The organism is Vreelandella mediterranea, assembly GCF_970647075.1.
The window spans coordinates 3,189,741-3,212,062 of record NZ_OZ310198.1; the positions used below are offsets into that span (position 1 = coordinate 3,189,741).

Annotated in this window: 21 protein-coding genes; 4 read left to right on the plus strand and 17 right to left on the minus strand. The window is 62.4% G+C overall.

Annotation, left to right across the window (positions count from 1 at the left end; genetic code table 11):
* Nucleotides 1-46: 46 nt before the first annotated feature.
* The 11 genes from ACWFVE_RS14720 to ffh form a co-directional block, all read right to left on the minus strand.
* Entirely contained in the window at nucleotides 47-664 is a 618-nt protein-coding gene (locus tag ACWFVE_RS14720) for a YitT family protein (RefSeq protein ID WP_447530015.1), read from the minus strand.
* 55 nt (nucleotides 665-719) lie between these two features.
* On the minus strand, nucleotides 720-2,528 hold the full coding sequence (locus tag ACWFVE_RS14725; RefSeq protein WP_447530016.1) for a single-stranded-DNA-specific exonuclease RecJ: 1,809 nt from the start codon (nucleotides 2,526-2,528) through the stop codon (nucleotides 720-722).
* Nucleotides 2,528-3,922, minus strand: coding sequence for a threonine synthase (gene thrC, locus ACWFVE_RS14730; protein WP_447530017.1), 1,395 nt, complete (start codon nucleotides 3,920-3,922; stop codon nucleotides 2,528-2,530). Before thrC ends, ACWFVE_RS14725 begins: the two co-directional genes overlap by 1 nt.
* 4 nt (nucleotides 3,923-3,926) lie before the next feature.
* Nucleotides 3,927-5,243 carry a homoserine dehydrogenase gene (locus ACWFVE_RS14735; RefSeq protein WP_447530018.1) on the minus strand — a complete coding sequence of 439 codons (1,317 nt, stop codon included), beginning with the start codon at nucleotides 5,241-5,243 and terminating at the stop codon, nucleotides 3,927-3,929.
* Between the two features lie 85 nt (nucleotides 5,244-5,328).
* Complete coding sequence (locus ACWFVE_RS14740; RefSeq protein WP_447530019.1) at nucleotides 5,329-6,090, minus strand: DsbC family protein; 762 nt, start codon at nucleotides 6,088-6,090, stop codon at nucleotides 5,329-5,331.
* A 5-nt stretch (nucleotides 6,091-6,095) separates the two neighbouring features.
* Entirely contained in the window at nucleotides 6,096-6,977 is an 882-nt protein-coding gene (gene xerD / locus ACWFVE_RS14745) for a site-specific tyrosine recombinase XerD (protein WP_447530020.1), read from the minus strand.
* Nucleotides 6,978-7,087: 110 nt separating this feature from the next.
* Nucleotides 7,088-7,444 carry a 50S ribosomal protein L19 gene (rplS, locus tag ACWFVE_RS14750; protein ID WP_447530021.1) on the minus strand — a complete coding sequence of 119 codons (357 nt, stop codon included), beginning with the start codon at nucleotides 7,442-7,444 and terminating at the stop codon, nucleotides 7,088-7,090.
* A 139-nt stretch (nucleotides 7,445-7,583) separates the two neighbouring features.
* Nucleotides 7,584-8,345 (minus strand): tRNA (guanosine(37)-N1)-methyltransferase TrmD, encoded by a 762-nt coding sequence (gene trmD / locus ACWFVE_RS14755; RefSeq protein WP_447530549.1) that lies wholly within the window; start codon nucleotides 8,343-8,345, stop codon nucleotides 7,584-7,586.
* A 68-nt stretch (nucleotides 8,346-8,413) separates the two neighbouring features.
* Nucleotides 8,414-8,959 (minus strand): ribosome maturation factor RimM, encoded by a 546-nt coding sequence (gene rimM, locus ACWFVE_RS14760; RefSeq protein ID WP_447530022.1) that lies wholly within the window; start codon nucleotides 8,957-8,959, stop codon nucleotides 8,414-8,416.
* A 100-nt stretch (nucleotides 8,960-9,059) separates the two neighbouring features.
* The gene (gene rpsP / locus ACWFVE_RS14765) at nucleotides 9,060-9,308 is read right to left on the minus strand and encodes a 30S ribosomal protein S16 (RefSeq protein WP_447530023.1); all 249 of its coding nucleotides are present in this window, start codon (nucleotides 9,306-9,308) and stop codon (nucleotides 9,060-9,062) included.
* Nucleotides 9,309-9,608: 300 nt separating this feature from the next.
* Nucleotides 9,609-11,033 carry a signal recognition particle protein gene (gene ffh, locus ACWFVE_RS14770; RefSeq protein WP_447530024.1) on the minus strand — a complete coding sequence of 475 codons (1,425 nt, stop codon included), beginning with the start codon at nucleotides 11,031-11,033 and terminating at the stop codon, nucleotides 9,609-9,611.
* Nucleotides 11,034-11,329: 296 nt separating this feature from the next.
* On the opposite strand from ffh, the gene ACWFVE_RS14775 reads away from it, so the two are divergent.
* Both ACWFVE_RS14775 and ACWFVE_RS14780 read left to right on the plus strand, forming a co-directional pair.
* Nucleotides 11,330-12,127, plus strand: coding sequence for a cytochrome C assembly family protein (locus ACWFVE_RS14775; protein WP_447530025.1), 798 nt, complete (start codon nucleotides 11,330-11,332; stop codon nucleotides 12,125-12,127).
* A gap of 80 nt (nucleotides 12,128-12,207) precedes the next feature.
* Nucleotides 12,208-13,482 (plus strand): HlyC/CorC family transporter, encoded by a 1,275-nt coding sequence (locus ACWFVE_RS14780; RefSeq protein WP_447530026.1) that lies wholly within the window; start codon nucleotides 12,208-12,210, stop codon nucleotides 13,480-13,482.
* A gap of 6 nt (nucleotides 13,483-13,488) precedes the next feature.
* Here the strand turns inward: ACWFVE_RS14780 and ACWFVE_RS14785 are convergent, their stop codons facing one another.
* Complete coding sequence (locus tag ACWFVE_RS14785) at nucleotides 13,489-14,175, minus strand: 1-acyl-sn-glycerol-3-phosphate acyltransferase (protein WP_447530027.1); 687 nt, start codon at nucleotides 14,173-14,175, stop codon at nucleotides 13,489-13,491.
* Nucleotides 14,172-14,786, minus strand: coding sequence for a TetR/AcrR family transcriptional regulator (locus tag ACWFVE_RS14790; RefSeq protein ID WP_447530028.1), 615 nt, complete (start codon nucleotides 14,784-14,786; stop codon nucleotides 14,172-14,174). Before ACWFVE_RS14790 ends, ACWFVE_RS14785 begins: the two co-directional genes overlap by 4 nt.
* A 180-nt stretch (nucleotides 14,787-14,966) precedes the next feature.
* Here ACWFVE_RS14790 and ACWFVE_RS14795 point away from each other — a divergent pair, with 180 nt between their 5' ends.
* Together ACWFVE_RS14795 and ACWFVE_RS14800 are read left to right on the plus strand one after the other, a co-directional pair.
* Nucleotides 14,967-15,653: an SOS response-associated peptidase gene (locus tag ACWFVE_RS14795; protein ID WP_447530029.1), complete on the plus strand. Its 687-nt coding sequence runs from the start codon at nucleotides 14,967-14,969 to the stop codon at nucleotides 15,651-15,653.
* Nucleotides 15,653-18,514: an insulinase family protein gene (locus ACWFVE_RS14800; RefSeq protein ID WP_447530030.1), complete on the plus strand. Its 2,862-nt coding sequence runs from the start codon at nucleotides 15,653-15,655 to the stop codon at nucleotides 18,512-18,514. The genes ACWFVE_RS14795 and ACWFVE_RS14800 overlap by 1 nt, the downstream gene beginning before the upstream one ends.
* Before the next feature lie 22 nt (nucleotides 18,515-18,536).
* Here ACWFVE_RS14800 and sbcB read toward each other — a convergent pair whose 3' ends face one another.
* From sbcB to minC, 4 genes are all read right to left on the minus strand, one after another.
* The gene (gene sbcB, locus ACWFVE_RS14805) at nucleotides 18,537-20,033 is read right to left on the minus strand and encodes an exodeoxyribonuclease I (RefSeq protein WP_447530031.1); all 1,497 of its coding nucleotides are present in this window, start codon (nucleotides 20,031-20,033) and stop codon (nucleotides 18,537-18,539) included.
* Nucleotides 20,034-20,164: 131 nt separating this feature from the next.
* Nucleotides 20,165-20,416, minus strand: coding sequence for a cell division topological specificity factor MinE (minE, locus tag ACWFVE_RS14810; protein WP_447530032.1), 252 nt, complete (start codon nucleotides 20,414-20,416; stop codon nucleotides 20,165-20,167).
* Nucleotides 20,413-21,231, minus strand: a complete 819-nt coding sequence (minD, locus tag ACWFVE_RS14815) for a septum site-determining protein MinD (protein WP_447530033.1) — start codon at nucleotides 21,229-21,231, stop codon at nucleotides 20,413-20,415. The genes minE and minD overlap by 4 nt, the downstream gene beginning before the upstream one ends.
* A gap of 179 nt (nucleotides 21,232-21,410) precedes the next feature.
* Nucleotides 21,411-22,151 (minus strand): septum site-determining protein MinC, encoded by a 741-nt coding sequence (gene minC, locus ACWFVE_RS14820; RefSeq protein ID WP_447530034.1) that lies wholly within the window; start codon nucleotides 22,149-22,151, stop codon nucleotides 21,411-21,413.
* Between the last annotated feature and the right edge of the window lie 171 nt (nucleotides 22,152-22,322).

Consider the following 22,322-nt stretch of genomic DNA (forward strand, 5'->3'; position numbering starts at 1 on the left):
TGGTTCTGGCTGGGCTAGCGTTTGGCCAGGCCCGATTCGGGCATGATCAGCTCACGCCGATATAGCGCCCCGGCTTGTGGTTGAGCGCGATGATGAGGTTCAGCGTAACCGCCCCCAGCACCGAGAATGCCACCCGATCCAGCGGCAGCTGGGTCAGCGCGACCAGCAGGATTACCCCGTCGATACCCAGTTGCACGTAGCCCGCCCGCCAGCCGTGGCGCTGCTGCAGGTAGAGGGCGAGGATATTGATGCCGCCAAGGCTCGTGCGGTGGCGAAAGAGCATCAACATCCCGATCCCCATCAGCGCCCCGCCCATGAGCGCGGCATAGAGCGAGGGCACGCGCTCGAAGGCGACCCACTGCTGGGTCAGCTCGGCGAATAGCGATACCAGTCCGATCGCCACGAAGGTGCGCAGGGTGAAGCTCCACCCCATCCGCTTGATCGCAAGATAATAAAACGGCAGGTTGATCGCGAAGAACCAGGCACCGAAGCCCCAGCCGCTCATGTAGTTGAGCAAAAGCGCAAGCCCCGCGGTACTGCCGGTCAGCAGCACGGCCTGGGTGTAGAAAGTGACGCCCAGCGCCACGAAAAACGTGCCCAGCAGCATCGCCATGACGTCTTCATAGGGTTTGTGCGGGTCGCTGGGAAGATCCTCCACGCGCATGGGGCATCCATCCTTTTATCGTTCGGTTGTAAACGTCCGGCTTGGCGGGGCTCGCCTAAACGGCGCTGGCGTGCTCGACCATCAGTTGCAGCGACTCCCGGCCGCGCCAGCGGTTGCGGTTGAGCTTGAACGCGCAGTGAAGCGAGTCGCCTACGTCGAAGCCAGGTAACTCGCCGGGAGTCAGCGCGCGAAACCAGATCGCTTTCAAGGTGATCGGGCCCTGGGAGAGCTCCATCATCAGGTGTATTCCTTCGCCGCCCACCGGGCGCAGCGACTCGATGATGAACGCGCCTTCGAACAGCGGCGGATCGAACTCGCGCCCGTAAGGGCCCAGGGCCTCGATTTCATCCAGCGTCGTTAAACTCAGCTGCGCAGCGGACAGCGTGCCGTCGGTCAAAAGCCTTGGGTAGCGCGGCTCATCACCCAACTGCTCGGTCACGGCCTGCAAAAACGCCGTCTTGAACGCCTCGAGTTGCTCAAACGGTAGCCCCACGCCCGCCGCGCCGCTGTGCCCGCCAAAGCGGGGTAGCGCGTCCGGGGCAAGCTCGAAGGTGCGCTGCAGGGCGTCGCGCATATGTAGGCCCTCGATCGAGCGCCCGGAGCCGGTAAGCATGTTGGGCGCGGCGGCTTTGGTGAGCACCACCGCCGGGCGCCCGTAAGCCTGCACCAGCCGCGAGGCGACGATACCCTGAACCCCGGCGTGGCCCTCCTCCACGAATACGACCACGGCGGGCTCATCCGCCTCGATGGCGGGGGTCGCCAAGCGCTTCGCCTCTTCTGCCATCTCGGCTTCGATCGCCTTGCGCGACTGGTTGTCCTGATCGAGCACTTCGAGCTGGCGGTTCGCCACCGCGTCGCTTTCGGCCAGCATGTAGTGAAGTGCAGCGTAAGGGTCGTCGAGACGCGAGCGGGCGTTGATGCGCGGCCCCATCTGAAAGGCCAGTGTTTCGGCGCTGAACGGCACGCTATCCGCGCCAAGTCTTGCCGCCATCGCTCGCCAACAGGCGGCGTCCATGCGGTTGATCAACGTAAGCCCCTGGCTTACTACCGCGCGGTTAGCGGGGCTAGCGCCGAGCGACACGCAGTCGGCCACGGTGCCGAGCGCCACGTAGGAGAGCCAGGGCGAGAGCTTGGGGGTGGCCGCATTGAGCACGCCCCACTCGATCAGCACGCCCCGGGCCAGCGACATCAAAAGCCACGCCACCATACAGCCGGCGATGGTTTTATCCGGGTAATCGCAGTCGTCGCGGGTCGGGTTGATACAGGCGTAGGCGGATTCTGGCGGGCCTTGCTGGGGCAGCGCATGGTGGTCGCTCACGACCACGTCGATGCCCGCCGCCTTGAGGCGGGCGATGCGAGGCTCATCGCTGCTGCCGCAGTCCGCGGTGATGACCAGCGTCGGCAGCGGCTTGAGCGCGAGCGTACGCTCGACCAGCGGCAAACTGATGCCGTAGCCGTCGTTGATACGGTGACCGATCAGGCTGTGAAGCCGGTACTCGGGCACGCCGAAAAGCTCGACCAACGTGCGCCGGATCACCACGTGGGAGGTAATACCGTCCACATCGTAGTCGGTTAAAATACCGATGGACTCGCCTTCGGCGACCGCTTTGGCGATACGCTCGGCCCCGCGACGCCCATCCATTAGCTTCTCAGGATGGGCCAGGTAGCGAAGGCTTGGGGAGACCAGCGGCGTGAGCGGGGCCTCGTAGCCTGGCAGGCGCGAGGCCAGAAGCCTGGCCTGCAGCGCAGTGAGCCCCTCGGCCAGGGCCCGAGCGTACACCGCCTCGTCCACCGGGCGCGGCGTGAGACGAGGACGGCTGGCGTTGTGTAACAGCGTAGTGGGCGCGGCGCTCAAATCGGTCATCAATACGTGCGCCGATGCTCGGCGACGAACTGCTGAACCGCGGCCAACTCCGCGGGAAGCACCGTATAGCGCTCCTCTCGCTCGAGCAGGTCATCCATGTGCGTGGGCAGCGCCACGCCTTGAAAGCCTGCCTTGACCACGGCCTCGGCGAATTTGGCCGGGTGAGCGGTGGCCAGCGTCACCACTGGGGTGGTTTGATCGGCGCGGGCGCGCTCGGCGGCCCGATAGCCGGTCGCGGTGTGCGGGTCGAGCATCTCGCCGGTGCGGTGGTGCGCCTCGCGGATCGCTTCCAAAATCGTGGCGTCGTCGACACTGTAGCTTGCGAATTTTTCGCGCAGCCGCGCAAGCGGCGCCTCGGCAAGCGCGGTAGGCTCGGTTTGGAATCGCTCCAGAAGGGCGGCCACCGCGGCACCGTCGCGCTCGTAGGCGTCGAACAACAGCCGCTCGAAGTTAGACGATACGACGATATCCATCGACGGCGCGAGCGTGGCTTCCAACGACTTCTTGGAGAAGTCGTTGTCGGCAAGCGTGCGGTGGAGAATGTCGTTGGCGTTGGTGGCGATGATGAACTGCTTGACCGGCAGGCCCATCTGGTACGCCGTATACCCGGCGTAAACGTTGCCGAAATTCGCCGAGGGTACGCAGAAGCTGACCTCGCGATGCGGCGCCCCCAGGGCAACACCGGCCGCCACGTAATAGACGACCTGGGCCATGATGCGCGCCCAGTTGATCGAGTTGACCGCGACCAGCCGGGTGCCCTGCAAAAAGTTCTGGTCGGCGAAGCTCGCCTTGACCATGGCCTGGGCGTCGTCGAAATTGCCCTCGATGGCGATATTGAAGACGTTGTTGGCAAGCACAGAGGTCATCTGGCGGCGCTGCACTTCCGAGACGCGCTGATGCGGGTGCAGGATGAAGATATCCAGGTTGTCGCAGTGGCGACACCCCTCGATCGCCGCCGAGCCGGTATCGCCCGAGGTGGCCCCCATGATCACCGCACGCTCGCCGCGCTTTTCGAGAAAGTGATCCAGCAGCCGGCCAAGCAGCTGTAGCGCTACATCCTTGAACGCGAGCGTCGGGCCGTGGAACTGCTCGAGCAAAAAGTGGTTGGCATCGAGCTGCTTGAGCGGCACGACCGCATCGTGGCTGAAGGTGGCGTAGGCCTCCTTCACCAGGCGGCGGAAGGTATCGTCATCGATCTCGCCACCCACGAAGGGCTTCATCACGCGAAAGGCGATCTCGGCGTAGGAGAGCCCGGCCATCTCGGCCAGCTCTTCCCGCGAGAAAGTCGGCAGCGTCTCGGGCACATAAAGCCCGCCGTCGCTTGCCATACCGGTCAACACGACCTCTTCGAACGAGAGCGCGGGCGCCTGCCCACGCGTGCTGATGTAGCGCATGTGATTACTCTCCTTCGTCCAGACTCTCCACGCGGATGCGTGTCGCGGGACCGGCGATATCCGCCATCGCTTCGATTTCGCGAATCGCGTCATTCATGTGGCGCTCTTTGGTGCGGTGCGTCAGCAGGATGATCGGTACGAGCTCCCCTTCCGTCGCCTCTTTTTGAACCAGCGCCTCGATGGAGATGCCCTGCTCGGCCAAAATGGTCGCCACCCGGGCCAGCACGCCGGGGCGGTCGACCGCCAAAAGGCGCAGGTAGTACGCGGTGGTGATCTCTTCCATCGGCATGATACGAAGCTGGTTCGCATCATCGTTGATGCCGCTGAAGGCCAGGTACGGCACGCGGTAGTGGTGGTCGGTGGTGATATCCCGGGCCACGTCCAGAATGTCGGCCACGACCGCCGAGGCGGTGGGCTCGGCGCCGGCGCCGGCGCCGTAGTAAAGCGTGGGGCCGACCGCATCGCCCATCACCGCGATGGCGTTTTTGACGCCATGCACGTTGGCCAGAAGCCGCTCCTTGGGAATCAACGTCGGGTGCACGCGAAGCTCGAGCCCCTGATCGGTACGCTTGCAGATGCCCAGATGTTTGATGATGTAGCCCAGGTTATCCGCCTGATCCACGTCCTCGGCGGTGATGCGCGCGATGCCTTCGGTGAAGGCTTTGTCGAACTGCAGCGGCACCCCGTAGGCGATAGACGCCAGAATGGTCAGCTTATGGGCGGCGTCGATACCTTCCACATCGAAGGTGGGGTCGGCCTCGGCGTAACCCAGCGCCTGGGCTTCGGCCAACACGTCCTCGAACGCCCGGCCTTCATCGCGCATATGGGTGAGGATGTAGTTACCCGTGCCGTTGATGATGCCGGCTACCCAGTCGATACGGTTGGCGCCCAGGCCCTCGCGCAGGGACTTGATGACCGGAATACCGCCGGCCACCGCGGCCTCGAACGCCACGATCACGCCCTTTTCGTGGGCGGCGCGGAAAATTTCGTTGCCGTGCACGGCGATCAACGCCTTATTGGCGGTAACCACGTGCTTGCCGTTTTCGATGGCGGTGAGCACCAGCTCCCGGGCCACGTCGTAGCCGCCCACCAGTTCGACCAGCACGTCGACATTGGGGTTGGTGGCCACCTCGAAGACGTCCGAGGTGGCGTTGATGCCGGTAATGTCGCAGTCGGGGTGAATACTGCGATGGGCGACCTGCTCGATCACGATGGGCCGGCCGGCGCGGCGGGCAATATCCTCCGCGTTACGCGTCAATACGTTGAACGTGCCGCCGCCGACCGTTCCCAAACCACAAAGGCCTACTCTTACCGGTTTCAAAATACTTCCCCCTTTTGCTACGTGCTGCGTCTTAACGTTTGAATTGGCGTGCGCCACGCGTGGCGGCGTTATTCGTCTTCCAGGCTTAGTCGTCCAAGCCTAACATGCCCACCAGCCGGTCCGGGGGTACAAATCCTGGCACCATCTGGCCGTCGGGCAAAATGATCGCCGGTGTTCCCTGCACGCCCAGCGCCATACCGAGCTCGTACTGCTCGCCGACCGGGTTGTCGCATACGCTGCCCGCTAAGGTTTCGCGCTGCTGGGCCCGGGTCATGGCTTCACTGCGATTATCCGAGCACCAGGCTTTTTCAAGCGTAGTGGCCGCATCGCTTTCCATGCCGGCCCGCGGGAACGCCAGGTAGTGTACGGCAATGCCGCGCTCGTTGAGCTCGGGCACGGTCTCGTGCAGGCGCTCGCAGTAGGGGCAGGTCGGGTCGGTAAAGATCACCACCGTCGCACGGGGCTCGTCCACACCGCGATACACGAAGCGCTCGGACTCCGGCACCTCATCGAGGGCCGCCACGCGCTGCTGGTTCTGCGCCTGCTCGGTCAAATTGACCAGCCCCTGCTCGGCGTTTTGGTACAAATCGCCCACCAGAAAGTAGCTGCCGTCTTCATTGGCATAAAAAGACTCGCCGTTTTCCAGGCGCACCTGGTAGATGCCGTCCATGGGCGTCTCATTGACCTGCTCGACCGGCATCGGCTGGCCATTGACCTCGAGGCGCTCGGAAAGGGTCTGGGCGTCGGCGTGAGCGAGCCCGGGTAACAGGCTCGCGCCCAGTAAAAACAGTGAAGCAAGGCGCGTGTAAGGCGGCGCGCCGGCCGTGAACGTGGTGCGTTGACCCATGGTCTTCAACCTCGTGGATGATGATCTGCGTGCAGTTGCTCCAGGCGCGCCTGGGCAACGTGCGTGTAAATTTGCGTCGTGGACAGGTCACTGTGCCCAAGCAGCAGCTGTACGACCCGCAAATTGGCCCCATGATTCAATAAATGCGTCGCAAAGGCGTGGCGCAACGTATGGGGCGACAGCGGGCGCGTGATGTTAGCCGTTATCGCGTGAATTTTAATCCGATGCCAAAAGGTTTGTCGCGTCATGGCTTTGTCGGCACGGCCGGGAAATAGCGCCGGCCGGGTGATGTCCTTCATTAGCGCCGGCCGAGCGTTTTTGATATAGGTTTCGAGCCACTGAATCGCTTCGTCGCCCATGGGCACCAGCCGGTCTTTATCGCCCTTGCCGCGCACGCGCACCACGCCTTGGCGCAGATTCACCGCGTCGCTCGAGAGCCCAACCAACTCCGAGACGCGCAGCCCGCAAGCATAAAGCAGCTCCAGCATGGTGCGGTCGCGAAGCCCCAGCGGGGTTGCGGTATCCGGCGCCAACAGTAGCCGCTCTACCTCGTCCTCTTCTAACGTATTGGGCAGGCTCGGGCGCACCCGGGGCAGCGCCACATCCGCCAGCGGGTCCCGGGCGATGTGGCCATAAAGCTGCGCCCAGCGGTAAAAGCTACGCAGCGATGAAAGCAACCTGGCGTTGCTACGCAGCTGGTAGCCCGCTTCTTGACGCTCATCGAGCAGCCCGGTGAAACGTCCGGAGCTTGGTGCCAGCAGGGGTTCGTCAAAGCGGGTCAGATACGCTTGCCAGGCACTCAAATCGCGCCGGTAGGCCGCTAACGTATGATCGCTTGCGCCTTGCTCAAGCCATAGGGCGTCCAGAAAGGTGTCGATATCGCTCATGGGTCAACGTTTCCAGGCTTTGAAGCGCGCCAATAAAAAAACCCCGCCCCGCAAAGCGGTGACGGGGTTTTGTATCCAGGCGCCGGCAAGGCGTCCGGGAAAAGCGGCGATTAAGCCAGCTTTTCCTTGATACGAGCCGACTTACCGCTGCGCTCACGCAGGTAGTAAAGCTTGGCTTGACGAACGTCACCGCGACGCTTGACTTCGATAGAGTCAACCAGCGGGCTGTAGGTCTGGAAGGTACGCTCAACGCCCACACCGTGAGAGATTTTACGCACGGTGAACGCGGAGTTCAGGCCACGGTTACGCTTACCGATGACCACACCTTCGAAGGCCTGCAGACGCTCGCGGGTACCTTCTTTTACTTTCACCTGAACGATGACGGTATCGCCGGGGGCGAAGCCAGGGATCTCTTTGCTCATTTGCTCGTTCTCGAGCGCCTGGATCACCTTGTTTTTACTGCTCATGTTGCTTACTCCTGAATAACGTAATGGTTCGCCACGCAATGGTGGAAGGGGCAAACCGTGATCCCGGCGCTCGAAGCGAGCTACGCGGGAGTCGTTATGGGTGACGCAGGTGCGTTACGCCCTGCACCGCCGCCCTGGCCTACCCGTGGGCCTGGGCGTGTTCTTCGATAAACTCGTCGAGCAGACGCCGCTGCTCAGCACTCAGCTCGCGCCCTTCCAATAAATCGGGTCGGCGCTGCCAGGTTCTGCCTAACGACTGTTTCAACCGCCAGCGTTTGATGGCGCCGTGATGGCCGCTTAAAAGCACATCGGGCACGCTCTTACCGTCGATCACTTCCGGACGCGTATAGTGCGGGCAGTCCAGCAAGCCGTCGTTAAACGAGTCTTCGATGGCGGAGTCCTGATGCCCCAGTACGCCGGGTATCAGCCTTGCCGCCGCGTCGATCAACACCATGGCCGGCAGTTCACCACCGCTTAGCACATAGTCGCCAATCGACCACTCTTCGTCGATGTCACTCTCTACCACGCGCTCGTCGATGCCTTCGTAACGCCCGGCAACCACGACCAAAGGGCCCGCGTTGACAAGCGTTTCGACGCCTTTCTGGTCAAGCTTTCGCCCCTGAGGTGAAAGGTAAATCACCTTGGGCACCTGACCACTGCGCGCTTGGCCCTGGGCCTTTGCATCGGCAATCGCGCCGCGTAGTGTGTCGACCTTCATCAGCATGCCTGGGCCGCCGCCGTAAGGCCGGTCGTCCACGCTGCGATGCTTGTCGGTGGCATACTCCCGCGGATTCCAGAACTCGAGGGCGATCTGGCGCCGCTCGACCGCTCGGCCCACCACCCCTTGACGGGTAATGGCTTCGAACATTTCGGGAAAAAGCGATACCACGCCGATCCACATAGCGGGCGCCGTCGGCTCACTTTCCATACCGGACGTCTCGGTGCGGGAATCGATGTTCGAATCGATCATCAAAACTCAGGGTCCCACTCGACGATCATCTTGCTCTCGTCCAGGTCGACCTCACGCACCACGTCATCGGGCAGAAAGGGCACCAGCCGCTCGCGCCGGTCGATGGCGTTCTCATCACCGCGCACCACCATGACATCGTTCGCGCCGGTTTCAAACAGGTAGCTCACCTGCCCCAACCGCTCGCCTGACACCGTGAAGACCTGTAAGCCTTCGAGCTCGTGCCAGTAATACTCGTCGTCGGCCAGTTCGGGAAGGGCTTCTTTGGGCAGCAGGATCTCGGCCTGGGCCAGCGCTTCGGCGGCCGTACGGTCATTGATATCCTTGAGCTGCACCACCAGCGCCTTACCCTGGCGACGCCCCGTAATGACCGGCATACGCGTCAGGGTCTGGCCCTGGCGCACCCACCACTCCGGGTACTCCAAAATACTGTCTATCGGATTCGTGTAGGAGTAGACCTTGAGCCAACCCTTCACCCCATGGGGGCTTGTCAGCTTACCCAATACGACATGAGCGTCGTCAACCTGGCTGGCGTCAACACGGGTCATTCACCAACGCTCCTACTACTATATCCAGCGCCGGGGTATCCAGCACCACAGTATCTCGGTCTCCGCATCGCGTTTCTCGATACGGCACTTCTCGACAGACTTACGCCTGCTTGCTTGCTTCTTTAACCAGCTCGGCAACGCGGCCGGAAAGCTGTGCACCGTGGCCCTGCCAGTGTGCAACGCGCTCCAGGTTTACGCGCAGACGCTCTTCCTGACCACGGGCAACCGGGTTGAAAAAGCCAACGCGCTCGATGAAGCGGCCATCACGCGCGTTGCGCGAGTCGGTCACGGTCAGGTGGTAAAAGGGACGCTTTTTGGCGCCACTACGTGCCAAACGAATGGTAACCATACGATAACTATCCTTCGGTTGAGGTTACGAGAGTGGAGCATGGCGCACATCGCCATCAGAACACTCATCATGCAGTTTCCGGTACGCGTTACCTGTACAGGGGTTACTAAAACCCAAGTGCCTGATACGTACCGTTTTTCCAATACTTCACGGGCAGATCGAAGCAGCGCGACTGGCGCAAAGCCCTAACACCCACGCATGAAGAGGCCGCATTCTACGCAAATGCGGCCAACTTGGAAAGTCTGGCCGCCAGAAAACTCATAAGGCGTCAACCAGACACACTCTTTTGAAGGGCGAGCCTTAACGCCAGGGCAGCCCACCGCCGCCGCCCATGCCGCCGGGGCCACCCATACCGCCAGGTCCACCGGGGCCACCACCACCGCCGCCCATCATGCCGGACATGCCGCGCATCATCTTCTGCATGCCGCCTTTCTTGCCGGCTTTCTTCATCATCTTCTGCATCTGCTTGTGCTGCTTGAGCAGGCGGTTCAAATCCGGCACCTGAAGACCGGCGCCGGCGGCGATACGCCGCTTGCGCGAGCCGTTGATGATGTCCGGTGAGCGGCGCTCCTTAGGCGTCATGGAGTTGATCAGCGCTTCGAGCTTGCCCATCTCTTTTTCCGGGCCTGGGCCCTGGGCCATTTCAGCCATTTGACCCATGCCGGGGAGCTTACCGAGCAAGCCCCCCATGCCGCCCATCTTCTTGAGCTGCTGGAGCTGCTCGCGGAAGTCCTCGAGATCGAAGCCGTCGCCCTTCTTGACCTTATTGGCAAGCTGGGTGGCCTTGTCCTTGTCGACGGTGCGCTCGGCTTCCTCGATCAGCGAGAGCATGTCGCCCATGCCGAGGATGCGCGAGGCGACGCGGTCCGGGTGGAACGGTTCGAGGGCGTCGACTTTCTCGCCCATCCCCATGAACTTGATGGGCTTGCCGGTAATGTGACGTACCGACAGCGCCGCACCGCCGCGGGCGTCGCCGTCGGCCTTGGTGAGGATCACGCCGGTCAGCGGCAACGCTTCGTGGAACGCCTTGGCGGTGTTCACCGCGTCCTGGCCGGTCATGGCGTCGACGACGAACAGCGTCTCGTCGGGCGTGATCGCCTTATGCAGCGCCTGGATCTCGGCCATCATCGCTTCGTCGATGGCCAAACGGCCCGCGGTATCGACCAGCACGACATCGTGGAACTGAATTTTGGCGTGCTTGATAGCGGCGTTCGCGATGTCGACCGGCTTCTGGTCCGAGCTCGACGGGAAGAAGTCGACCTCGACCTCTTTCGCCAGGGTCTCGAGCTGGTCAATGGCCGCCGGGCGGTAAACGTCCGCCGACACCACCAGCACTTTCTTCTTTTCGCGCTCGCGCAAAAAGCGGGCAAGCTTGGCAACGGACGTGGTTTTACCCGCGCCCTGCAGACCCGCCATCAGCACAACGGCGGGGGAGCTTTTAAGGGTCAGCCCTTCGTTGGCCTCGCCCATGATCGCTTCGAGCTCTTGCTGAACGATCTTGACGAACTGCTGACCCGGCGAGAGGCTTTTAGATACTTCCTGGCCGACGGCGCGCTCACGCACGCGCTCGATGAACTCCTTGACGACGGGCAGCGCCACGTCCGCTTCCAAAAGTGCCTTACGCACTTCGCGAAGCGTTTCCTTGATATTGTCATCGGTCAGGCGCGCCTGGCCTTTAATCGACTTCAGCGTCTGGGAAAGACGCTCGCTCAGATTCTGGAACATGGGGCCTCTGCCTTTATCGCTGCCGCCGGGCGTAGACGCCGCCGGACGTGTGTAGGTTCGATTATACGCGCTCAACGCGCGAGTCTCTATGGCTTCTCGCGATACACTACTGTGCGACGCTTTACGATTGGTTATAGTAGGCGCTAGTCTCTCGGCCTGACTGATTATTCTTAGCCGTGTTCATCAACGACGTGTTTATCGACCACCGGGTTATCGACGACCAGACGTATTAATCGACAACCGGGTCATCGACGACGTTTCTTAACCTTACGCGCGCGAAGCGCACGGATAGCATCATGCAGGCGCTACCTTTCGCCACCATCGCTTTTGTACTCTACATCGCCGCGGCCATCTGGCAGGGCATGACGCTGTTCCGCCGGGTGCCCCCGCGGCGGGCCATGGTGCGCCTTCTGGGCGCGCTCGGGCTTTTGCTGCACATACCGGTCGTGGTCATGCTACTGGGTGAGGCGCCGGGGCTTTTGCCCGGCTTTTCCACCAGCGTGACGCTTTTGATGGCCGTGGCGGTGAACGTGGTGCTGGTCGCAAGCCTATTCAAGCCGGTGCTGAATGCCAGTATCGCGCTTTTCCCGCTGGCCGGAGTCGCGCTGATTTTCGCCACCTGGCTTCCCAACCAGGGGAGCCATACCGGGCTTACGCCGGGCATTTTACTGCACGCGGCAAGCTCGGCGCTGGCCTTTGCGGTGCTGGCGATTGCCGCGGTTCAGGCCGTGCTGGTCGGGCTGCAAAACCAGGCCCTGCGCCACCACCACATTCGTGGCATCGTGCAGTCGCTCCCACCGCTGACTACCATGGAGCGGGTACTGTTCGAGCTGGTATGGGCAGGGGTGCTGCTGCTCACGCTCTCGATCGCAAGCGGTTTGATCTTTCTCGACAACCTCTTCGCCCAGCATTTGGTGCACAAGACCGTGCTCTCGATCGCCGCCTGGGTCATCTTCACGACGCTTTTGATCGGGCGCTACCGGTTCGGCTGGCGGGGCATGCGCGCCGTGCGCTGGACGCTGGGGGGCTGTCTGCTTTTGATCCTGGCGTACTTCGGTAGTAAGTTCGTGCTGGAAATAATCCTTAACCGCTAGCCGGGCCGCGAGGGGGTTCTTGACAGACACCCCACGTGCTTCTAAAAACGAGCTTGATACGCCATAAAGGAACTTTCGACTTGAGCGACGATTTCCCGCTGGGATTACTGTTCGGCCTTCTAGCCTTACTGATACTGCTATCCGCCTTCTTCTCGAGTTCTGAAACGGGCATGATGTCGATCAACCGCTACCGGCTCAGCCATCAGGCCAACAGCGGTGACCGCCGAGCCAAGCGGGTCATGCGCCTTTTGACCCGGCCTGATCGTTTGATCGGCGTCATTCTGATCGGCAACAATTTCGTCAACAATCTGGCGGCGTCGATTGCGACCATCATCGCCATCCACTTCTTTGGCGAGGTGTCGGGCCCGGCCATCTCCACGGCGCTTTTGACCATTATCATCCTGATTTTCGCCGAAGTGACGCCCAAGACCTACGCGGCGATCAAGCCCGAGCGCATCGCCTACCCCACCTCGATGGCGCTGGAGCCACTGCTGAAGCTTCTCTATCCGCTGGTCTGGCTGGTCAACGCCGTTTCCAACGGCCTGCTGCGCCTGGTCGGGGTCAAAAGCGTCGATAGCGGCGGTGACAGCCTGACCCGGGACGAGTTGCGTACCGTGGTTCATGAGGCGGGTACGCTGATTCCCTACCGCCACCGCGCCATGCTGCTGTCGATTCTGGATCTCGAAAACGTGACGGTAAACGACATCATGGTGCCGCGCCACGAGGTGCTGGGTATCGACCTGGACGATTCGCTCGAGGATATTCTTGCCCAGATTCGCACCAGCCAGCACACCAGGCTCCCGGTTTACAAAGGCGATATCAACAACATCATCGGCATGCTCCACCTGCGCAACGCGGCGCGCTTTCTCTCCCGCGACGAAGTCACCAAGGCGGCGGTGGTACAAGAGGCGCGCGAGCCCTACTTCATTCCCGAATCCACACCGCTACACACGCAGCTTTTGAACTTTCAAAAACAGAAGCGGCGTATCGGCATCGTGGTGGACGAGTACGGCGACGTGGAAGGGTTGGTCACGCTGGAGGACATTCTCGAAGAGATCGTCGGCGAGTTCACCACCGACGTCTCGGAAGACGAAGAGATTCATCAGCAGGATGACGGCAGCCACGTGATCGAAGGTACCGCTAACATCCGCGAGATCAACAAGATGCTGGGCTGGCAGCTCCCTACCGACGGCCCCAAGACCCTCAACGGGTTGATTTTGGAGCATCTCGAGGCGTTCCCGGAAGGGCCGGCGTCGCTGCAAATCGGCAATACACGCATGGAAATTCTGGAAATCCGCGACAACCTGATCACCTCGGCGCGCTGCTGGCCGCTTTTACGCGCGCCCAGGCGCTAGGCCAGGCTACATCTTGTTCTGCGGTGCCTGGCCGCGCTGGGCGATGTCCAACTCACCGGCGGTCTTGAGCGCCTTCACGCGCGCCTCGAGATAAGGGCGCAGCGCCGCGCCTTCGGCGTCCTGGGCCATCACCGGCGGGCCGAAAGTAAGCCGAACCGGCGCACGAAAGCGCGACGGCCACTTCTTGAACGCTTTGCCGCCGCAGTGCGACGTCCAGGAGCCCCAGAGGCCGGCAAGCCCGGCGGGAATCACCGGCACGTTGTCCCGCGCCAGCATGGTCTCCAAACCGCGCCGGAAGGCCTGGAGTTCCCCGTCCGGCGTCAAACGTCCTTCGGGAAAGATCATCACCACCTCGCCGTCGCGCAGTGCCTCGCTGATCATCTCAAGCGTACGGCGAAGCCCCGCTGGCGTTCGCCGCTCGGACTCGACCGGAATCGCCCCGACCAGCAAAAACCACCACTTGAGCCAGGGCGAGTCGAAAATCGGCTGGTCCATGACAAAGCGCAGCGGCCGGGGGCTGCCCCCGCCCAACACCAGCGCATCCATGAAGCTTACGTGATTGCACACTACCAGCGCCGCGCCCTTGCGGGGCACGTGCTCGCGGCCGCGAACGCGCAGCCGGTAGCTTAGCCGCATGGCGATATAGATGGCGTAGCGCAGCACGTAACGCACCGGTTTGACGAGCCGCGTCACGCGGGCGCACCCTGGGCGCGAAGGCCAGCCAGCACGGTGCATAAAAGCTGGTCCAACAGTTCATCGACCTTGAGCTGCTGCCCCTGCCAGTACCCCAGGCGCTCGTTCAGCCCCAACTGCACCAGACCATGCACGCTGCCCCACAGCGTGCGCCCCAGCCGACGCGCCTCCATGTCGTCCAGCGCGGGCTGGTAGCGCTTTAGCGAGGTTTCCACTTGGGTAAATAGCGCCTCGATCAAATCGCTTTGGCGCTGATCGAGCTCGCCCTCTTCGGCCAAGGGGTAGTCGAACAGCAAATGCCAGCGGTAGCAGCCCGCCTCGGCGAAGTGCCAGTAAGCGTGGGCCAGCTCGCGAAGCCAGGGCTCGGGCTCGTCTTCCGTCAGGCTCTCGATGGTTTGCTGCAGCTGCGCCAGGGTTTCCACGTTGACGTGCTGCAATAAATTGTTAAAGCTGCCGTAAAGTTTGAGCAGCGTACTCGGCGCGCACCCCACGTCCCGGGCCAGCGCACGCAGCGATAAACCGTGGACGGGCCGCGAGGCCAGCCACTCGTCGCAAACGTGCATGACCTGCGCATGGAGGGTATCGGGCGCATGCTGTCGGGGACGGGCCATGGCGATCTCTTCAGGTCAGGCAAAAAGGCGAATGCCTCAACGCACTTGAGTTTGAGCAAGGGTTAATATAAGACAGGATACCTCACATCGAACACTGTTTTCGATACTAATGCACGACATTTAGCGTATTCTTGTCGCCCCGCGCCCAGCATATTTAACACGGGTTATAAGGAGACAGGCATGACGGGACGCCTACACGTGCAGCGCCTATCGCTTTCCCGCATGGTGCCCGAACTCAGTCAAAGCGACCCCTTCATTAGTTCGCCCAATTTAGCGCCGCGCCAGCCGGTATCGGCCCTTCGCCTGGAACAGGGCGTTATTCGTCACACGCCGCTTTTTTGGGGGCTAACGCCGCCCTGGCTCAAGGTGCTCGACCATGCCCCGCACTGCGCCCGGGCCGAGTCGCTTGACAAGCGGGCGATGTTCGAAGAAGCCTTCAACGCGAGACGCTGCGTCATTCCCGTGACCGGCTTTTACGTATGGCAGCAGCGCCCCGGCGGCAAGCAGCCCTACCTGGTCACCGCGACCGACCGTGCCCCGCTGCTGCTAGGGGCACTCTGGTGTCGCTACCACACCACGCTGACCGCGTTTAACGATTCCACCGCCTTGATCAGCGTGCCGGCCAACGTCTGCTTGTCCACGCTGACCGACCGGCTGCCACTGGTCATCGAGCCCTCGGCACTGGATCGCTGGCTGGACCCGGCAAGCTCGTCAGAGCACCTTCATGCGCTGATGACCCCGGCACCTTTGGAACTGTTGGGCGCCTTTCCGGTATCAAAGAGTGTCAATAACCCAGCCAACCAGTCGGCTGCCTGTGCTCACCCGCAAGGGGCCATGCTGCGATGGACCGCGCCCGAGGAGTTTTAATGTTACGCCCACACCCTACCGCCCCTGCCTTGACCTTACGCTACGCCGCGGCCGGCATGGTACTCAGCCTGACCGGGTATGCCCCTGCCCTATGGGCCGAGGAAGCGCCGGTGGCCGAGGTCACCACTCCGATCACGAGCCCCTTCGATGCCCGCGACTACCGGGTCGTGACCCTGGAAAACGGCCTCCACGCGCTGCTGGTCAGCGACCCGGAGGCCGACAAGGCAGCCGCTTCGATGAACGTGCGAGTGGGCAGCGCCCAGGACCCGGACGATTTGTTAGGGTTGGCCCACTTTCTCGAGCACATGCTGTTTCTCGGTACCGAGCCTTACCCGGAGCCCGACGCCTACCAGAGCTACATTGCCAACAACGCGGGCTCGCACAACGCGTTTACCGCCCAGCAGGACACCAACTACTTCTTCGACGTGGCGCCGGATGCACTGCCCGGGGCGCTCGACCGCTTCAGCGCGTTTTTCCTCTCGCCGCTTTTCAACGCCGACCAGCTCGAAAGCGAGCGTAATATCGTCCACTCCGAGTACCGGGCACGCATCCGCGACGATTCGCGCCGGGAAAACGACGTGCTCGACCAGGTATTGAACCCGGACAACGCCACCACCGGCTTTGCCGTAGGAAGCCGCGAGACCCTGGCAAGCCCCCCGGAAGGCGAAACGAGCCTGCGCGACCGGATCATCGATTTTTACCACCACCACTACGATGCCAACGTCATGAACCTGGCCGTGGTCGCCCCGCAGCCGCTCGATACGCTGGAAGAGTGGGTCGTGGAGCGCTTTGCCGATATTCCGGACAACGGCCTCGAGGCGCCGGTCATCAACGAGCCGCTGGCGCTAAGCGATGACCTACCGATCTATATCGAGCGCCAATCCTTCGAGGACCGCCGCCAACTCAACTTCTACTTCCCGGTGCCGGACCCCACCAGCGATTACCGCACCAAGCCCTCGCAAATGGCCGCTCACCTGCTGGGCGATGAAAGCGAAGGCAGTCTTTTGGCCGTGCTACGTGAGGCGGGGCTGGCCTTTGGGCTCAGCGCCGGCGTGGGCCGGGGCGACGGCGAGCACGCGCTGTTCGTGGTGTCCATCAACCTGACACAAAGCGGCGCCGAGCGCCTCGACGACGTTCAGGCGACGCTCTTTGCCGCGGTGAACGAGATCAAACGCGAGGGGATCGAGGGCTGGCGCTTCGAAGAGCAAGCCGCGCTTGCCGAGCAGGCGTTTCGCTTTCAGCAGCACGGCGACCCGCAAGGCGAAGCCACCCGCCTGGCCATGAGCCTTTCGCGCTACCCGGTCGAAGACGTTCAATACGCGCCCTACCGTATGGACGGCATGGATAGAGACGCCCAGCAAGCGTATCTGGACGCGTTGACCCCCTCCAACATGATCCGCATCTACTCGGCGGCGGAGGTCGAAAGCGATTCCGTCTCGCCCTGGTTCGATACCCAGTGGCGTAAGCTTCCCGCCCCCGAAGCGAGCGGTGAAGCGCTTGGCGGACTGGCGCTTGCCAAGCCCAACCCCTTTATCGCCAGCGACCTGAGCCTGGAAGAGGGTCAGGACGAGAGGCCGGACGTCCTGATGGAGTCGCCGTCGTTTACCGCCTGGCACATGCAGGATAGCCGCTTCAACACGCCAAGCGTCGAGTGGCGCATTAGCCTTCAGCACCCCAGCGCGAGCTACTCCGCCGAGGAAGCGGTGCTGACGCGTATGCTCTCGGGCTGGCTGAACGACAGCTTGAGCACCTCGCTGTATCCTGCCTGGCTTGCGGGCCAATCCTTCGACGCCTACCCCCACGCTCGGGGCATGACGCTGGCGTTTTCGGGCTGGCGCGACGGCCAAACGCCGTTTATCGAGCAGGCGATCAAGCAGTTGAAAACCGCCGAGATCACCGACGAGACCTTCGAGCGGGTGCGCTACCAGCTCCAGCGCGAGTGGCAAAACGCCCCACAGGCGCCGCTCTACAATCAGGCCGGCCGCCTGGTGGGCGAAGCGCTTCTAACACCGCAGTGGGATAGCCGCGCGCTGTATGCAGCCAGCCAGCGTCTCGAGCGCCACCACCTGGAAGACTTTCGAGAGCGTTTTTTAAGTGAGCTGTACGTCGACGCCATGGCGGTGGGCAATCTCACCGCCGAGCAGGCGCGCGATGAAGCCGCACTGATTCGCAACACGCTGCGCCCGCGCCTGACCCGCGAAGATATTCTGGATGTAACGCCGCTGGCCATCGATGAGGGCGGCGCGGTGCTCCACCCGGACAGCGCCCGGGACGAGTCGCTGGTGCTTCGCTACGTTCAAGGGCGCGACCAAAGCGACGACGAGCAGGCTGCGCTCATCGTCATTGCCCAGTGGCTGAATACCGCTTTCTACCAAACCCTGCGCACCGAGCAGCAGCTCGGCTACGTAGTGAGCGCCAGCTACTCGCCGCTGCTGGATGCCCCGGGCATTGCCTTTATCGTTCAGTCGGCGGATGTCGAAAGCGACGAGATAGCCCGGCGCATCGAGGGCTTTTTGGAAAGCGCCACCGACGAGCTTGAAACCCTGGATGACGAGACGCTTGCGCCTCACCGTCAGGCAGTGGCCAGCCGCTACGCCCAGCGCGATACGAGCCTTTCCGGCATGGCCGGACGCTACTGGCAGGCCACCGCGCGCACGCCGATTCGCTTCGACCGCCGCGAAACGATGGCCGAGCAGGTACTCGAGGTAAGCGCCGATGACATTCGCGCCGCCTGGCCTTCGCTCATGGAGCGTACCCTGGACGTGCGCTTCGATCCGGGTGATGCGCCCAGCGACACCGCCGCCTACCGGGCAAGCCTTGAGCCCTTCCCCGAGCGCACCGATGAACGCGAAGCGCCCTAAAGCGGCGCTTTGACCTCCCCGCTCAGGCGTCGAACGCCTGAGCGGGCAGCATCGCCTCCACGAACATCACCACCTCTTCGAGCACCTGGCGCTGGTAGTCGGTCAAACGCTGCTGGTTGTAGCCTTCGATTTCGCGAGCGAAGGCTTTTAGCGTAAAGCCGGAAAGCGCCGGGTCGTTCAATCGCGCCCAGCGAAATGCCTCCCACTGCTCGCGCTCTTCGCCTTCCAGGGTATCGGGGTAGTTGCGCGCGCGAAAGCGAAACAGCATCTCCTCCAGCCGCGGGTCCTGAAAGGGAAAGCGCTGACCGACCAAATCCCAGGGCGCCATTTCCCGAACCCGCTCCATCTGTTGACGATCCGCCGCGGAGAAGAAGCTGCCCGAGTAGAGCATCAGATCCGGGTCCTGGGGGGCGTCATCGAAGCCTGCGTTGAATACCTCGGCCACTTTTTGAGCAACGCCCGAAAGGTCCGCGCGTAGCGCCTTCCAGTGTTCGCGGCACTGCTCGACGTCCATCCCCAGGCGCGCCTGAATGTCGCCGTACTCACCCTTTCTGGGGCCTTCTACATCCTTCAATGCCGTGGCGGGAAATACCACCGGGCAGCGGTTGATGTGAATCACCTTCAGCGGAATACGCGACTCGCCCTCGGCCAGGTCTTGCTGGCTGACGAAGACCCGCTGGCGGATCTGCTCGACACTCAGCGATGTGAGCTCACTTGGGTCGGCGCTCAGGTCGAAAACGATCACGCCATTGGGGTTGGTGGGGTGCTCGACCAGCGGCATGACCAGCGCGCTGCAGGCGCGGCTGGCCGGGTAGCGCCGGGAGATGTGCAGCACCGGCTTGGCGCTTGCCACATCGAGCTGGGCCGCCACGGCGCGCTTGCCGCGAAGTCCCATCAGGTAGTCGAAGAGTCTGGGATTTTGGGCTTTTAGTAGCCTTGCCAGCGCGATGGTCGCGCGCACGTCCGCTAGCGCGTCATGGGCGCCTTCGTGGGCAATGCCGTTGGCCGCGGTCAGGTCTTCGAGCTTGAAGCTCGGCGCGCCGTCTTCACGTTGGGGCCACTCGATCCCCTGGGGGCGCAGCGCGTAAAACGCACGCACCACGTCGATCAAATCCCAGCGGGAGTTGCCGTTTTGCCACTCACGGGCGTAAGGGTCGAGAAAATTACGATAAAAAAGATGACGCGAGACTTCGTCGTCGAAACGCAGGCTGTTATACCCCACCGCGCAGGTACCAGGCTCTGCCATGAGCGCCTGTATCTGGCCGGCGAACTCGGCTTCCGCCAAGCCGTGGCGCTGGGCTTTTTGCGGGGTAATGCCGGTGATCAGACAAGCGGCGGGGTGCGGCAAGGCGTCGTCACTGGGCCGGCAGTAGATCTCTACCGGCTCACCGATCTCGTTGAAGTCGGCGTCGGTGCGCAGCGCAGCGAACTGCGCGGGGCGGTCGCGGCGCGGGTCGGCGCCGAAGGTTTCATAATCGTGCCAAAGAAAACTGGCAGGGGCGGCGTTGGCTGGCGCCATGTGCGAATACTCCCGTGAACGTATCCCGCCAGCCTACAACAACGCCGTTATACAAAAAAGTTCAAACCCGGCACGGGCGCCCGCGCCCGGCCCCGCCACCCTGCTCGACTCACTTCATGCCGCCCCCTCGCTCACTCCTTGGGCAAGGTGACGTTGAGCTCGAGCACCGAGCAGTTGTCTTCGCTGTCCAACGATACCTGAATGGCGTCGTCCGCGACGTGCACGTAGCGGCGCACCACCTCCAGGAGTTCGCGCTCGAGCATCGGCATGTAGTCCGGCTGGCCGCGCTGGCTGCGCTGGTGGGCCACAATGATTTGCAAACGCTCTTTGGCGACCGAAGCGGACTTCTTGCGCTCGCGCTTCAAGAATTCCAGCAGTTTCATCGACGACCTCCCCCAAACATGCGGTTCAGAAGACTTTTACGCTGTACTTCATGAAAGCGTAGCGGAATCTCTTCGCCCAAAAGGCGCGAGACGGTATCGGCATAAGCCTGACCGGCGTCGCTTGCGCCGTCGTGGGTGACCGGCACGCCCTGGTTCGACGCCCGCAGCACCGCCTCGGACTCCGGAATCAGCCCGATCAAATTGATCGCAAGGATCTCGCGAATGTCTTCGAGCGTGAGCATATCGCCGGAGGTTACGCGCGAGGGATTGTAGCGGGTGATCAGCAGGTGCTCCCTGACCGGGTCCAGGCTCTGTTCGGCGCGGCGGGTCTTGGAGCCCAAAAGCCCGAGAATACGGTCCGAATCGCGCACCGAGGAGACTTCCGGGTTGGTCACGACCACTGCTTCGTCGGCGAAATACATGGCCAGCTGCGCGCCGCGCTCGATCCCCGCCGGGGAGTCGCAGATCACGAAATCGAAGTCCCCACGAAGCTGCTCGAGCACTTCGTCCACGCCTTCCTGGGTCAGCGCGTCCTTATCGCGGGTTTGCGAGGCCGGCAAAATAAACAGGTTTTCTACGCGCTTGTCGCGAATCAGCGCCTGGTTGAGCGCCGCCTCGCCCTGAATGACGTTCACCAGGTCGTAAACCACGCGCCGCTCGCAGCCCATGATCAAATCCAGGTTACGCAGGCCCACGTCGAAGTCGATGACGACGGTTTTTTTGCCGCGCAGTGCAAGCCCGGTGGCAATGGCCGCCGCGCTGGTGGTTTTACCGACCCCCCCTTTACCTGAGGTCACTACAATAATTTTGGCCAAGAGTCATTTCCTTTTAGAGGTCGTTACATCGCGGGGGGATATTTTTATCGTCGTCGCGCGCAACGAGAACATCAATGTCAGTCAGTAGACGTATCAATACGGCCTTACTGTAACGAAAAGCAACCTGTACGTCGCTACGCCCGTCGCTCTCTACGGCAAACGGCGTATCGAGTTCAGGTTTACGCCAGCAGTTTGATCTCGAGCTGCTCCTCGGAGAAGTGTACCTGGGCGGCGGCGCCTAAAAGTTTCGGGTCGATATCCTCGAGGCGCTTGTAGTTGCCCGCCACGGAAAGAAGCTCCGCTTCGAGCTCGCGACAGTAGATGCCGGCGTGGGTATTCCCGTGAATGCCCGCAAGCGCGCGACCGCGAAGTGCGCCGTAGACATGAATACTGCCCGCGGCCAGCACCTCGGCGCCGGCGTTGACCGCGCCGATGACGATCAAATCACCTTCGGCGGCGCTCACTTGCTGGCCCGAGCGCACGGTACCGCGAAATAACCGGGTCGCCACCGCCACGGGTTCGCTGCCCGCCTCGACGGCGGGTTCGACCGGGGCGCTGGTGGGCTCTACGCTTTCAAGGGCTCGCGCTCGGCTCTCTTCGACCGGGGCGAACCAGCCAAGGCCGAGCGCCCAGGCCGACTGGCGAACCGGCTCCGGGCCGCCGCGTACCGCGACCGGCAAAAGTTTGTGGTCGCGGCACACCGCGCAAATGCGCTCCAGGGCCAAGTGCGGTTCATCGAGCTTTTCCACGCTCAGTACAACCGGTGTATGCTGAAAGAACGCGGGGGATTGTGAGAGTTTGCCGGCCAGTTGACGCCTGATCTGCTCGGGGTCGGCACTGCTTAACTCCATGACCGTCATGGGCAGCATGCCGCCTTTAAAGGTAAAGGCGTTGTCGGCACTATCGGCATTGAGGCTCATGGCCGAACTCCATGTCATGTTCAGGTAAGATAATCGTAGCGCAATCTCGCGCCGGGGATGTGAAGGCCCGCTGGATTCCAGGCGCAAAGTCACATTACCAATGGCAAAGCTAAGCGACAGCGCCGGTGACTGCAACTACCAAAGCACCGACGACTGATTTTTTTCACGCGA